This window comes from Acerihabitans sp. TG2 (assembly GCF_035013185.1).
Lineage (GTDB): Bacteria > Pseudomonadota > Gammaproteobacteria > Enterobacterales > Enterobacteriaceae > Acerihabitans.
Window position 1 is genome coordinate 38,352 of the sequence record NZ_JAYGJO010000016.1, and the last position, 15,095, is coordinate 53,446.

The following is a 15,095-nucleotide window of genomic DNA, read 5'->3' on the forward strand; positions in this document are numbered from 1 at the left end:
CGCGCCGCCCGAAATCCGGTGACGCGGTCAATGAACTTACATCATCTAGGATACCTCTGTACCCAAGGCCCGCTGCGTTTTTTGCTTGTAGTAAAAACCAACCGCCAACAGGCATAACCATGCCGGAATCAGATAAACCGAAATTTCCATGCCCGGCGTCATGAGCATCACCACCAGGATCGCAACCATAAACAACAGGCAAAGATAATTACCAAACGGATACCATAACGCCTGGAATTGAGTAACCTTTCCCTGTCGTGCCATGGCCCGTCTGAATTTCAAATGCGCCAGGCTTATCATGCCCCAGTTGATCACCAAGGCGGACACCACCAGTGACATCAGTAGGCCGAAGGCCTTGCCGGGCATCAGGTAATTAATCAGCACACAAATGGCGGTGGCCAGCGCCGAAACGCCGATGGCCATCACCGGCACGCCGCGCTGATCGACCTTCGCCAGAACTTTGGGACCGTTACCTTGGCGCGATAGGCCATACAGCATACGGCTGTTGCTGTACACACAGCTGTTATACACCGACAGCGCAGCGGTCAGCACCACGATATTGAGTATGGTGGCGACCCAATCACTGTCGAGCGCATGGAAAATCAGCACAAACGGGCTGCCGCCTTCCACCACTTTCCCCCAAGGGTACAGTGAGAGTAAAATAGTTAGAGAGCCTATGTAAAACAGCAGGATACGATAAATAACCTGGTTGGTGGCCTTGGGAATGCTGTATCGAGGATTATCCGCTTCCGCTGCGGTAATGCCCACCAGTTCCAAGCCGCCGAACGAGAACATAATCACTGCCATTGCCATGACCAGGCCGTTGACGCCATGAGGGAAGAATCCACCCTGCGCCCACAGGTTGGTCATGCTGGCTTGCGGACCACCGTGGCCGCTGAATAATAACCAGGCGCCGAAAATAATCATCGCGATGATGGCCACCACTTTAATGATGGCAAACCAGAATTCCATTTCGCCGTAGATTTTCACATTGGACAGATTAATCAGGTTAATCAGCACAAAAAATACGGCGGCGGATACCCAGGTGGGTAACTCGGGCCACCAGTAGTGCATGTAAATGCCTACCGCGGTTAATTCGGCCATGGCAACCAACACATACAGCACCCAATAATTCCAACCGGAAGCGAATCCAGCGAAACTTCCCCAATACTTATAGGCAAAATGGCTAAAGGATCCGGCAACCGGCTCTTCAACCACCATTTCGCCCAATTGCCGCATAATCAAAAACGCGATAAAGCCCCCGATGGCATAACCCAGGATCACCGACGGACCGGCCATCTTAATGGTCTGCGCAATGCCGAGGAATAACCCGGTGCCAATGGCGCCCCCTAAGGCAATAAGTTGAATATGCCGGTTTTTTAGCCCACGTTTCAGCGTCTCTGTGCGCTGTTTCCCATCCATCGTTAATTCCTCTGTCGTTGCGGTCAGCGGTAAATTGCAAGGATATGCCCGTCATACTTCACGTTGCAGTTGTGATGGTTTCCCCTGTCACGTGAACTATGTAGGGCATAGATGCAAGATGTACGCCATACACTACAATTTATGTACATAATTTTTTACGCAAGCCGAAAGGCGAATAACATCCACAGGCTGTTGTCGGAACAAGAATAGTGGTATGTAAAAAAGTTTGCACCTGATTTGTTGGGCATCTGGCGTAAATTCCTAAAACCATGATCTGACGCATCCCATGCTTAAGCTGTCACGAGAAGGGTGAGTAATAGGCAGCGTTAAAAACACGTGAAATTAAATAACAATGCATAAATTAGCTTATTTTATGCATTTATTATTGAGCTCAAACGGTTCAGCATTAACGCATATGCGTTAATGAACGGTTAAATGCACCATTCACCTATTTCACTTAATGAAGACGGTTAGTTATCAAAATGCAGCACAAGCTTAGTGCAATTGTTTAAATGTGCTGGCTTTTATGATTTAAGTCAAAGCCGCCATGGACAGGAGGTGAATACTTTGTTACTTTAGCGTCACGTTTATGAAATTGGTATTACCAATTGACTCCGGGCAATTTGCACAGATGATTATAAATGGCCTATAGTAAAATCCGCCAAGCAAAACTTTCGGATGTTATTGAGCAGCAGCTGGAGTACCTGATACTCGAAGGGACGCTACGTCCCGGTGAAAAACTGCCTCCCGAACGCGAACTGGCAAAACAGTTTGATGTATCCCGCCCCTCACTGAGGGAAGCGATCCAACGCCTGGAAGCAAAAGGGTTGTTGATGCGCCGCCAAGGCGGCGGCACCTTTGTCGAGAATAATCTCTGGCAGAGCTTTAGCGATCCGCTGGCTGAATTATTGGCCGAACACCCCGAATCACAATACGATCTGCTGGAAACCCGTCACGCCCTGGAAGGCATTGCTGCCTATTATGCCGCATTGCGTGGAACCGAAGAAGATATCGATCGGATACGAGATTGCCACCAGATCATTGAGCTGGCTCAGAAAAACGGCGATCTCGAGGCCGAGGCCGATGCCGTTTTGCAGTATCAAATCGCCGTGACCGAAGCCGCCCATAATGCGGTTTTATTGCATTTGGTGCGCTGCATGGGACCCATGCTGGAAAAAAACGTGCGTCAGAATTTTGAATTGCTCTACTCGCGCCGGGAAATGCTGGCACAGGTGAGCAGCCACCGCGCTGGAATTTTTGCGGCGATCGTGGCCCGCGAGCCGGAAAAGGCCCGTGAGGCGTCACACCGCCATCTGGCGTTTATTGAGGAAGTATTGCTGGACCTCAGTCGGGAACATAGTCGGCGTGAACGATCGCTGCGCCGACTCCAGCAACGCAAGGACTAAGTGCCCGGTTGACGGGTGCTGAATACGGCAACGAAAGCAATGAGCCTGTCTTCGTGCGCTCCGGGCGCCGGAACGCAGGAAGACAGGCTCCAACTAAACCAATTATTAGCGATAGATAAGGAACACCACCATGTCAGAACGTTTATACAATGACGTGGATCCGATCGAGACACGCGACTGGCTACAGGCGATCGAATCGGTTATCCGTGAAGAGGGTATTGAGCGCGCACAGTTCCTGATTGATCAGGTGCTTGATGGTGCACGCAAAGGTGGCGTTAGTATCGCTGCTGGTGCCTCGGGCCGCAATTACATCAATAGCATCCCGGTTGAAGACGAGCCTGAGTATCCCGGTAATCTGGAACTTGAACGCCGCATTCGTTCGGCAATCCGCTGGAACGCGGTCATGGCCGTCCTGCATGCGTCGAAGAAAGATCTGGATTTGGGCGGCCACATGGCTTCTTTCCAATCTGCCGCGACAGTTTATGAAGTCTGCTTCAACCATTTCTTCCGTGCCCGTAGTGACAAAGACGGCGGCGATCTGGTCTATTTCCAGGGCCATATCTCTCCGGGGATCTACGCCCGTGCTTTCCTGGAAGGGCGCCTCACCGAAGAGCAAATGAACAACTTCCGCCAGGAAGTGCATGGTAAAGGTCTACCTTCTTATCCCCATCCCAAACTATTGCCTGAATTCTGGCAGTTCCCAACTGTTTCCATGGGGCTGGGACCCATCGGTGCTATCTATCAGGCCAAGTTCCTGAAATACCTGAACCACCGTGGCCTGAAAGATACCAGTGCGCAGACGGTTTATGCTTTCCTGGGCGATGGCGAAATGGATGAGCCGGAATCCAAGGGTGCAATCACCATTGCCACCCGTGAAAAGCTCGATAACCTGGTCTTCATCATTAACTGCAACCTGCAGCGCCTGGACGGTCCGGTTACCGGTAATGGCAAAATCATTAACGAGCTGGAAGGCATTTTCGCCGGCGCCGGCTGGGAAGTGATCAAGGTGATTTGGGGCGGCCGTTGGGACGCACTGCTGCGTAAAGATACCAGCGGTAAGCTGATTCAACTGATGAATGAAACGGTTGATGGCGATTACCAGACCTTTAAGTCGAAGAACGGCGCTTATGTGCGTGAACACTTCTTTGGCAAATATCCTGAGACTGCTGCACTGGTCAAGGATATGAGTGACGATGAAGTCTGGTCATTGAACCGTGGCGGTCACGATCCGAAAAAAGTTTTCGCTGCACTACAAAAAGCCCGTAAAACGACCGGTAAACCGGTGGTGATCCTCGCCCATACCATTAAAGGCTACGGCATGGGTGAAACGGCGGAAGGCATGAACATTGCCCACCAGGTCAAGAAGATGAACATGGACGGCGTGCGTTACTTCCGCGATCGTTTTAATTTGTCTCCGCTGGTGCCCGATGATCAGCTAGAAAAACTACCCTACATCACGTTCAAGGAAGGTTCGGAAGAATATTCCTACCTGCATGAACGCCGTCAGGCGCTTAACGGGTATCTGCCGACTCGACTGAAAAACTTCACCAAGCCGTTGGAACTGCCAACCCTGGAAGATTTTGGCGCGCTGCTGGAAGAACAAAAGAAAGAGATTTCTACCACTATTGCCTTTGTTCGTGTGTTGAACGTGATGTTGAAGAACCCGTCGATTAAAGATCGCCTGGTGCCGATTATCGCCGACGAAGCGCGCACCTTTGGTATGGAAGGTCTGTTCCGCCAGATTGGTATTTACAGTCCGAACGGCCAGCAGTACACCCCGCAGGATCGCGAACAGGTTGCCTACTATCGTGAAGACGAGAAAGGCCAGATCCTCCAGGAAGGTATCAATGAACTGGGTGCGGCCTCATCATGGCTGGCTGCGGCAACGTCATACAGTACCAATGACCTGCCGATGATCCCGTTCTATATTTATTACTCAATGTTCGGTTTCCAACGGATCGGCGATCTGTGCTGGGCGGCTGGCGATCAGCAGGCCCGTGGGTTCCTGATCGGCGGTACGTCGGGACGCACCACGCTTAACGGCGAGGGGTTGCAGCATGAAGATGGTCACAGCCATATCCAGTCTTTAACCATTCCCAACTGTATCTCGTACGATCCGGCTTATGCCTATGAAGTCGCCGTCATCATGCACGACGGTCTGACCCGGATGTACGGCGAGCAGCAGGAAAATGTTTATTATTACCTGACGACGCTGAACGAAAACTACCACATGCCAGCCATGCCTGAAGGTGCGCAAGATGGTATCCGTAAAGGTATCTATAAGCTTGAAACCCTCGACGGCGCCAAAGGCAAGGTTCAACTGATGGGTTCCGGTGCGATTTTGCGCCATGTGCGCGAAGCGGCTGAGATCCTGTCCAAGGATTACGGCGTGGGTTCTGATGTGTACAGCGTAACGTCATTCACTGAGTTGGCGCGAGACGGTCAGGATTGCGAACGCTGGAACATGCTGCATCCGGGTGAAACGCCGCGGGTGCCTTATGTTGCCCAGATCCTTAGCGATGCGCCAGCCGTGGCGTCCACCGACTATATGAAACTGTTTGCCGAGCAGATCCGCAACTTTATTCCGGCTAGCGAATTCCGCGTGCTGGGTACTGATGGGTTTGGCCGTTCCGACAGCCGCGAAAACTTGCGCCACCATTTTGAAGTGGACGCATCCTATGTGGTTGTGGCTGCGTTGGGAGAACTGGCTAAACGTGGGGAGATCGGTACCGACATCGTTGCGAAGGCCATCACCAAGTTCGGCATCGATGCGGATAAAGTCAACCCGCGCCTGGCATAAGAGGTAGAAAAATCAATGGCTATTGAAATTAACGTACCGGATATCGGTGCTGATGAAGTTGAAGTCACCGAAGTGCTGGTCAAGGTCGGCGACAAGGTTGAAGCCGAGCAATCGCTAATTACCGTCGAAGGTGATAAGGCGTCCATGGAAGTCCCCTCGCCGCAGGCGGGGGTCATTAAAGAATTGAAAGTGACTGTCGGCGATAAAGTTACCACAGGTTCACTGATCATGATTTTTGACGATGCCGAAGGTGCGGCGGCTCCGGCTCAACGCGACGATAAACCGGCTCCAGCTGAACAGCAGAGCGTGGGTGGTGCGGCGGTCAGTAAAAATATTGATGTGCCGGATATCGGTGGTGACGAAGTGGAAGTCACCGAAGTACTGGTAAAAGTCGGCGACCAGGTTGAGGCTGAGCAATCTTTGATTACCGTTGAGGGTGATAAGGCCTCAATGGAAGTCCCAGCACCTTTTGCCGGTACCGTGAAAGAGATCAAGGTCAACACCGGTGACAAGGTCAGCACCGGTTCGCTTATCATGGTGTTTGAAGTGGCAGGCGCCGCCGGTGAAGCGACGGCCCCCGCGGCACCTGCCCAGGCTAGCCAGCCAGCGGCTGCACCGGCCCAACCTGGCGGTAGCAAGGACGTTAATGTTCCTGATATCGGCGGCGACGAAGTGGAAGTCACCGAAGTGATGGTGAAAGTCGGTGATAAGGTTGAAGCAGAGCAATCCTTGATTACCGTTGAAGGTGATAAAGCCTCGATGGAAGTGCCCGCACCTTTCGCGGGTACGGTTAAAGAGATCAAAATCAGCACTGGTGATAAGGTTAGCACCGGCTCGTTGATCATGGTGTTTGAAGTGGCTGGCGCGGCATCCGCCGCGGCTCCGGCTGCCGGTAAGACTGAAACTGCCGCAGCGGCGGCGCCAGCACCCGCGTCCCAGGCGAATAAAAACACCGCCGCCCAGACCGGATCGGCCGCTAAGGGCGAGTTTGCTGAAAATGATGCTTATGTACATGCTACGCCGGTGATTCGTCGCCTGGCGCGCGAGTTTGGCGTCAATCTGGCCAAGGTAAAAGGTAGCGGACGTAAAGGCCGTATCCTGCGTGAAGATATCCAGACCTACATCAAAGATGCGGTTAAACGCGCTGAGTCAGCATCGGCTTCGACAAGCGGCGGATCGCTGCCAGGTCTGCTGCCGTGGCCGAAAGTCGACTTCAGCAAGTTTGGTGACACTGAAGAAGTGGAACTGGGTCGAATCCAGAAGATCTCTGGTGCCAATCTGCATCGCAACTGGGTCATGATCCCCCACGTCACTCAGTTTGACGAAGCGGATATCACCGAAGTGGAAGCGTTCCGTAAGCAGCAGAACGCCGAAGCCGAAAAGAAAAAGCTGGACGTGAAAATTACCCCGCTGGTGTTCATCATGAAAGCGGTGGCCAAAGCGTTGGAAGAGTTGCCGCGCTTTAATAGCTCTTTGTCGGAAGACGCGCAGAAACTGACGCTAAAAAAATACATCAATATCGGTGTGGCGGTAGATACCCCCAATGGCCTGGTAGTGCCAGTATTCCGCGATGTAAACAAGAAGGGCATCGTCGAGTTGTCCCGCGAGCTGTCAGTTATCTCCAAAAAGGCCCGTGACGGCAAGTTGACCTCGTCAGATATGCAGGGCGGGTGTTTTACCATTTCCAGCCTTGGCGGTATCGGCGGCACGTCCTTTACGCCAATAGTCAACGCGCCGGAAGTGGCAATCCTGGGTGTTTCCAAATCGGCCATGAAGCCAGTATGGAACGGTAAGGAGTTCACACCACGACTGATGCTGCCTCTATCCTTGTCCTACGATCACCGGGTCATTGACGGTGCGGCGGGCGCGCGTTTTATCAGTTTCATCAACGACGTGATGTCCGATATTCGTCGCCTGGTGATGTAAACCCGAGGCCGGTGTTAACAGACCGGCCTGATTGTTGGATGTGGCCCCGCCGGGCCAGTTGGCAGGCACCGGCAGGGCTAACAGATCGCGCCCCGTCCGAACATGCTTTGCAGAGTATTAACAATTCTGTAAACTGGTTTTGCTGGAGGCGTCCCGGTGGCGTCCGTGCGTTATGCCCTTAATTCGCCAGAAAATTAACGCCTTACCCGCCGGACAAACAACTAAGAGGTCATGATGAGTACTGAAATCAAAACCCAGGTCGTGGTACTTGGGGCGGGTCCGGGAGGATATTCCGCCGCCTTCCGTTGTGCAGATTTAGGTTTGGAGACCGTGCTGGTGGAACGTTACGCCACCCTGGGTGGGGTTTGCTTGAATGTCGGTTGTATACCGTCCAAGGCCCTGCTGCATGTCGCCAAAGTGATTGAAGAAGCGAAAGCGTTAAGTGAAAACGGCATCACCTTCGGCGAGCCTAAAACGGATATTGATAAAGTCCGTAAATGGAAAGAACAGGTTGTCAACCAGTTGACCGGCGGTTTGTCCGGTATGGCAAAGGCCCGTAAAGTGACGGTGGTTAATGGTGTCGGCAAGTTTACCGGCGCTAACACCCTGCAAGTTGAGGGTGAAAAAGGCGTTACCACCATTAATTTTGATAATGCGATTATTGCCGCAGGCTCACGGCCGATCAAGCTGCCGTTCATTCCTCATGACGATCCGCGCGTGTGGGATTCTACCGACGCATTGGCGTTAAAGACAGTGCCGGAAAAACTGCTGGTGATGGGCGGCGGTATTATCGGCCTGGAAATGGCGACGGTCTATCATGCTCTGGGATCGAAAATCGACGTGGTTGAAATGTTCGATCAGGTGATCCCGGTGGCGGATAAAGACATCGTCAAGGTCTATACCAAACGCATCAGCAAGCAGTTTACTCTGATGCTGGAAACCAAAGTGACCACGGTTGAAGCCAAGGAAGACGGCATCTATGTCACGATGGAAGGTAAAAAAGCACCCGCTGAACCGCAGCGCTATGATGCGGTGCTGGTAGCCATTGGCCGGGTACCGAACGGTAAGATGCTTGATGCCGGCCAGGCCGGGGTAGAAGTGGACGATCGTGGTTTCATCCGGGTGGATAAACAACTGCGTACCAACGTGCCCCATATCTATGCTATCGGCGATATCGTTGGTCAGCCGATGCTGGCGCATAAAGGTACCCATGAAGGTCATGTGGCGGCGGAAGTTATCGCTGGCAAAAAACACTATTTCGATCCCAAAGTGATCCCATCCATCGCGTATACCGAGCCGGAAGTGGCTTGGGTCGGTTTGACCGAGAAAGAAGCGAAGGAAAAAGGCATCAGCTATGAAGTGTCTACCTTCCCTTGGGCGGCATCGGGTCGCGCCATTGCATCTGATTGCCAAGACGGCGTTACCAAGCTGATTTTCGATAAAGAAACGCATCGGGTGATTGGTGGTGCGGTAGTGGGTGTGAACGGCGGCGAACTCTTGGGTGAAATCGGTCTGGCAATTGAAATGGGCTGTGATGCCGAGGATATTGCGTTGACTATTCACGCTCACCCGACGTTGCATGAATCGGTTGGCCTGGCGGCAGAAGTGTTTGAAGGTAGCATTACCGATTTACCTAACGCTAAGGCAAAGAAAAAGAAATAATCCATCCTACTCAATGAGTTTGGTGATAAAACGGCTCCTTGGGAGCCGTTTTTGCGTTGGTGTGCCACGTGTTGATCGAGTAGGTTATTTACCTAGCGTGAGCAGCAAACTCCGCCAGTCGCTCAACGACGCGCTTATGCCCATTCTCCTCTGCAAACATCGCCGCAGTTTTGTTAACATAGTTAGCGTTGGGATAGGCATACGCCCCTTTTTCCAGTAAAAAATTCACACTTTCTAGTTGTCCTTTTTTTGCTGCAATGCTTAATACCGTGAGTCCGTGGGACGTATTTGCCGCCAATAATCTGTTGAAATAGCTTTTGTCATCATAGGTGAGCAAAAATTGCGCTACCTCAATATTAGAATGTACTATCGCATTTCGTAATAAAGGCAAAAGGAATTTTTTGAATATCGCTTGGGCGGGGGTTCTATACATACATTTATTCAATAACAACTTAAATGTATCTAACGGGGTTTCGGATTTGATTAAGTAATGAAAAATAGAATGACGCTGGTTATCCCGTATTGCTAACAGCCGCTTGACTGTCAGGTCTGGCAGGCTGTCGAGCATCTTGGTGATAACCGATTGTTTGTCCAACTTCACCGCATACATCAGTGCATTCATACCGTTTATATCACGGTGATTAAGGAGAACTTTTTTTAGCCGCGGATTGACGCGTTGCACTATTTTTTCAACTATCTCAATAGAGGCATTTTCCAGCGCACAAATGAGCACGTTTTTATGCTGCTCACCATAGACAGTTGTGGGGATTTTAGCGCCAGAAGACCACAATAATTCATTCATCTCAAAATTGTTTATTGGCAACGCATACGCCATCACATTCTTGTCGTTATTATCGTGAGCGTTAACTAATGCTGCTGACTTTTCTCCGGCATAGTTGATCAACGCCTTTAGACTTTTCACACTACCCGCTTGTGCCGCCAGCATGGCGGCAGTCTGGTCGTTGAGGTTGGTGAGCATAGGATTGGGGTTGGATTTTAATAGGCGGGTAAGTATTCTGGGATCAGAACGGTCTGCCGCCATCATCAACGCGGAAAATCCTTGGCTGTCTTGTAAGTCAACCATTGGTATCATTTGTGGTATATCCTGAATGCTATTTTTTAATAATTTATCAACTATCAATATGTTGCCTTGTTTTACAGCATACATCAGCGCAGTTTGATCCTGCTTGCAGACAACTGAGCGAGAGGCGCCCCGTTTCAGTAATACCGTTAACGCACGTAGACTATTAAACTCAGCGGCATACATAAGGGGGGAGCGGCCCTTTGCATCTTTCATGTCTATCGTGGGATTGGATTTCAGCAATGACTTTAATAAACTGACGTTATTCTCCGCCGCTGCGACCATTAGCGGTGATATTTGTGTACCCGCAACCGCGCGGATAAAGGCCTCATGCGGATCCTTTGGTACAGGGACAGAAATAACAGTATATCCACTTTGCAGGTCACCCGTGAAATAGTGCTCTGCCCTTGGTGCCGTTCTATTGATGCTATAAGGATCAACTGGCGTAGCATTTTTTGCACTAATCAAATGTCTTGTTATGCCAGATAAATTTTTTGAATTTTTTGAATTTTGTGAAATAACAAATAGTAATTCGGTAGTATTATAGATCTGGGTTGGGGTGTCTGTGCTACTGTTATATTTCAGCCCCGAGGTCCACGTCGGGGTGGAAAGTGAAGGTAAAGATGACAATATATTAAACATGATAAGTTATTCCTTAAAAATAAAAGATCGGTTGATGTACTTCACTGAATGGTCCTGGAGTGATTTATAATTTTGCATTAAATTAACGATCTTAGGTGCCTATATTAAACGAAATAAATTAAAATAAATTAATTTTTTAATCTGATATATACAACGTTGAAATAAACAGTGTCAAGGGGTGAAAATCCTGGGACTGACGCATCTGCACTAGCTTAAATGATCAAAAAAAATGGTGATTGATTGCTCTGACCACACTGACTTGCTCGCAAAACCTCATCTTAATCGCAACTGGTAACATCACTCACCAGAGAACAATTAGTAAATAAAAATAATTATCGCCATGCATTTTAGTGCAATGCCATTTATTGATTTTTTAATACTAATTTTTGGAATTGCCTTGCTGATAAATATATGTAATTGTAATTTTTATAGTTAATGTAATTAACAAAACGAATTATATATCATCTGGATTGTGTGAGTTTTATGTTATCTATTCGATATAACCCTATATTTATGAGGTAAATATAATGGAATCATTCAATAGCGTTGCGTTTGATGAGTTACCAGTAACTAATGATCTTACTGGTAGTTTTTCAGCCAGGATATGTTATGCACAAAATATAACTATTTATCAAAGACCTACCCCCAATGATAGTCGCCCTCGGTTGGTCGCGCAACGCGATACTTTATTAATGGTACAACCGGTATCGACACAACCTGCGTCAATTTCAGTCACTGGCACACGCGCTGATGGTCTGCGCTTGGGTACTATTGATCTTGCTTCGCCAGCTCAGTTACCCGCAGTGGATTCACCAGGGAATACCAATATTATCTATGCGCGGAATATGTGGACATTGAACCTTCCCGCGAATTGGATAAACCCGGGGTTAACCCTGATTTTTAATAGCGGCAATCAGACCGGTAGCCTGAATAATATTATTATTGGTGCGCCTAATGAAGTTATTTTTCAAACGATCGATATAGGCATGCTGGTAACACCGCGTGGACAGTTTCGTTTTGCTAACCAGCCTTCTTTACATCGGGATTATTATCAAAAAATTCCGGTCAGCCGTCTTATTGTTGGTGAGTATGAGCCGGTCCATTTTCCACGAGTTGTTATGCCCAATGGCACCGTCTATACGACCCAATCGGCAACGACGGGTTCCTGGCATACGGGTGATATGCGTGAATATATTGCTAAGATTCTTATCTCCCAAGGGATCAATTGTGCTAATTACGGCATCAATAGCTCAGATGCGACGAGGGAAATACCAAACAGCTACGTCGCATTCATGATTACCGCGCATAATGCACGCGGTCGTTATCAGAATGGTACAATCGTGCATGGCGGCAGCGGGGGAAACGGCATGCTCACTATCGATGACTCCCTTGGTAATGAATGGAGTCACGAAGCGGGCCATGCCTATAGTCTGGGACACTTCCCTGGACAATGGCGGGGATCATCTCATCAACGCCCCAGTCAGACAGGGGTTAACGCTGCATGGGGATGGGATCGCGGCCATAATCGTTTTATTGCCAACTTCTTTTGGAATAGAGGTGGAAATCAGAACTGCTGTGGCGGCAGCGTCCCGCCCTTTCAAGGTAATCAGTTTAATACTGATGCGATGGCAAGCGGCGTCGCAAGTTCTCCACTCTCTGACTACACGTTGCACACTCCTTTTGTGCTTAATATCATCCAAAATTTCATTGAACGGCAGGCTGTTTTTTCTCGCAGCTCACCGACAGGATTCAAAATTTGGAATCCGCAAACCTTGCGTTATATTAACTTCACCAATCGTGTCAGAGCACCAAGTTTCGTTATTGCTCGGCAATCGCAGTTTACCACTATCGCCAATGACCCTTCTGGCAACTTTATCCGATCTCATCTCATACGCCTGGGTAGTGTAGATATAATCCCGACTAATGGTAACTGGACACAAAATGTTAACCTCCCTGTTGCAGGGGCGGCATTAGAAAATACGACCGTTTATGTTGACAATCATGCCCAGTTAACGATGAATATCCGTATTGGTAACCAAAACCATCCTGTTGCATACAGGCATTCCAGTATCTTTGGCGTACGGAATAATACCTGGGTCAGGCTGGAGAATAATACCCCATTTACTGCGGAGATAGCGGATTATAATGTTCTTGAAGATGAGGAGAATGCCGACGGCCAACACAAATCTGACAAATGTGAATGTGGATGTGATAATCACGAGGAATTTAATTCGCAGGATGATGATTTCCAAAATTGGGAATGCGCTGTTAAATTGCCCACAGGTACGCCTTATACCACGATATTACCGCCCTTCTATCCGCCGGTGCCGGCCAATAATTCTACGTTTGTTATCAATAGCATGGCAGAATTGGTGCGATTGGAAAATGATAGAAACGGTACTCGTCTCGCAGAATTATTGCAAAATTTTCTTGAAGTGGAAATCATTACTGAGGATGGTATCTGGGTAAGAGAGATAGCCTTTCCGCCCGCAGCGCCGATTGCGGGTGGCCGGATAATTTCTTTTATTAACCGGGCAACATGGGATGTAGTACTGGTTGTTAATGGGCAAAACCTAACCTATAGTACCGGGGATGTGGTACGCTTTGGAGTTAATAATGGTCGCTGGCTGACGGTGCCGGCCAATAATTCTACGTTTGTTATCAATAGCATGGCAGAATTGGTGCGATTGGGAAATGATAGAAACGGTACTCGTCTCGCAGAATTATTGCAAAATTTTCTTGAAGTGGAAATCATTACTGAGAATGGTATCTGGGTAAGAGAGATAGCCTTTCCGCCCGCAGCGCCAATTGCGAGTGGCCGGATAATTTCTTTTATTAACCGGGCAACATGGGATGTAGTACTGGTTGTTAATGGGCAAGTCCTAACCTATAGAACCGGGGATGCGGTACGTTTTGTGGTTGATAATGACCGCTGGCTGACGCTTGACGGCAACGATCCGGCGGGAACACGAGTACCTCGCGGGTTTGGCGTGCCGGTAGCGACGCTGGTGGGTTACTATGACCCTGAAAGAACGCTGCCCACCACCATATATCCGGCGTTGCATGGTGGGTATGGTTTCGTCTATTCACCGAGCAGGAGCGTCGATCCCAACAGTTGTTATCTAAGGGTCACTACGGCGAACGGCGTTGTTCATTATGAACTGGCCAGAGGTCGTGTGAGTATTGGTGCCATGAATAAATTCCACGTGAATATCAGGCTGGATGATCGGCCCTCTAGAGCGGAGATCGTGGTCAGGGGGGTGGTGGTCGCGTCGCAAACGCTCAATGGCCCAGCAAGAAATCTCGGATACACGATAAATGGAATCTCTTCAACTTCATTTAAAGATATCAATACCAAGTATGAGGTTACGGAACTGAATGATAACCCAGAAAAGCTGGCGGACTACTTAGCGGAGAATTTTACCGTAAGCCTTTATCTGGGAAAATCAGATCGGTTATATACGCTCAAGCTGCCCGTATCAGCGTATGAAGGGCAACAGGTGGTCATAGCTGAAAATGAGGGCTCAGCTATTGACGTCAACTTGGACGATGAACGGCACATTATTGTCGCTAGAGGTGAAATTGGAACATTTATTTTCACGCAGGATAGCTGGCACAAAAAAGTAACCAGTCTGGAAACTCCGCGTGAAGAGAATGAACCTAACGCTGATGGGTTTAGCGCTGATGAGCCAAGCGCCGACGGCACTGATCAATCGTCGGATAAGTAAACGTCCTACCCGATGGAGATAGACTTAACGTAAATAAGGTCCGGTTTGAACGACTTAACCCATCGTCCCGCCACCAAACCGGACCGCGTTTGCCGATTATCGTCCCACTCTTGACCGCTAAGGCTGACCTCCTCTATTTCTCACTGCGTAAGTGACTCGTGCCGTGCCCATCACCTTAGTCATCACTCCACGGAGAGCATCGATACGTCATGACTACCTCGGTGAGGTTGCGTCGCCTTCTTTGCTCGTTGATCGTGTTTTTATGCGTGGCAGCTATGGCTGTTGCACTTAAAAAAGTGTTAATTTGTCATGTCTATAATGCGCTAATGCCTTAACGTTTCAGCGAAAAATTCATGTTGCTTAGATGTAAACAAATTAACAAGATGGCCAATTGCTGGTAGACTGGCTGCACGAAAAGGCAAGGTATT

General features: G+C 49.2%; 7 protein-coding genes. 5 read left to right on the forward strand and 2 right to left on the reverse strand.

Annotation, left to right across the window (positions count from 1 at the left end):
- Positions 1 to 45 precede the first annotated feature (45 nt).
- Positions 46 to 1,422, reverse strand: coding sequence for an amino acid permease (locus tag SJI19_RS14855; RefSeq protein WP_323479047.1), 1,377 nt, complete (start codon positions 1,420 to 1,422; stop codon positions 46 to 48).
- 641 nt (positions 1,423 to 2,063) lie between these two features.
- On the opposite strand from SJI19_RS14855, the gene pdhR reads away from it, so the two are divergent.
- The 4 genes from pdhR to lpdA all read left to right on the forward strand — a co-directional run bounded on the left by pdhR (position 2,064) and on the right by lpdA (position 9,216).
- Positions 2,064 to 2,828 carry a pyruvate dehydrogenase complex transcriptional repressor PdhR gene (pdhR, locus tag SJI19_RS14860; RefSeq protein WP_323479048.1) on the forward strand — a complete coding sequence of 255 codons (765 nt, stop codon included), beginning with the start codon at positions 2,064 to 2,066 and terminating at the stop codon, positions 2,826 to 2,828.
- Between the two features lie 130 nt (positions 2,829 to 2,958).
- On the forward strand, positions 2,959 to 5,628 hold the full coding sequence (gene aceE, locus SJI19_RS14865) for a pyruvate dehydrogenase (acetyl-transferring), homodimeric type (RefSeq protein ID WP_323479049.1): 2,670 nt from the start codon (positions 2,959 to 2,961) through the stop codon (positions 5,626 to 5,628).
- Between the two features lie 15 nt (positions 5,629 to 5,643).
- Entirely contained in the window at positions 5,644 to 7,554 is a 1,911-nt protein-coding gene (gene aceF, locus SJI19_RS14870; protein ID WP_323479050.1) for a pyruvate dehydrogenase complex dihydrolipoyllysine-residue acetyltransferase, read from the forward strand.
- A 234-nt stretch (positions 7,555 to 7,788) separates the two neighbouring features.
- Positions 7,789 to 9,216 (forward strand): dihydrolipoyl dehydrogenase, encoded by a 1,428-nt coding sequence (lpdA, locus tag SJI19_RS14875; protein WP_323479097.1) that lies wholly within the window; start codon positions 7,789 to 7,791, stop codon positions 9,214 to 9,216.
- Positions 9,217 to 9,304: 88 nt separating this feature from the next.
- On the opposite strand, the gene SJI19_RS14880 is transcribed toward lpdA, so the two are convergent.
- Positions 9,305 to 10,939 (reverse strand): ankyrin repeat domain-containing protein, encoded by a 1,635-nt coding sequence (locus SJI19_RS14880; RefSeq protein WP_323479051.1) that lies wholly within the window; start codon positions 10,937 to 10,939, stop codon positions 9,305 to 9,307.
- A 527-nt stretch (positions 10,940 to 11,466) separates the two neighbouring features.
- Between SJI19_RS14880 and SJI19_RS14885 the strand changes: the two genes are divergently transcribed.
- Positions 11,467 to 14,667 carry a M66 family metalloprotease gene (locus tag SJI19_RS14885; protein WP_323479052.1) on the forward strand — a complete coding sequence of 1,067 codons (3,201 nt, stop codon included), beginning with the start codon at positions 11,467 to 11,469 and terminating at the stop codon, positions 14,665 to 14,667.
- Positions 14,668 to 15,095 lie beyond the last annotated feature (428 nt).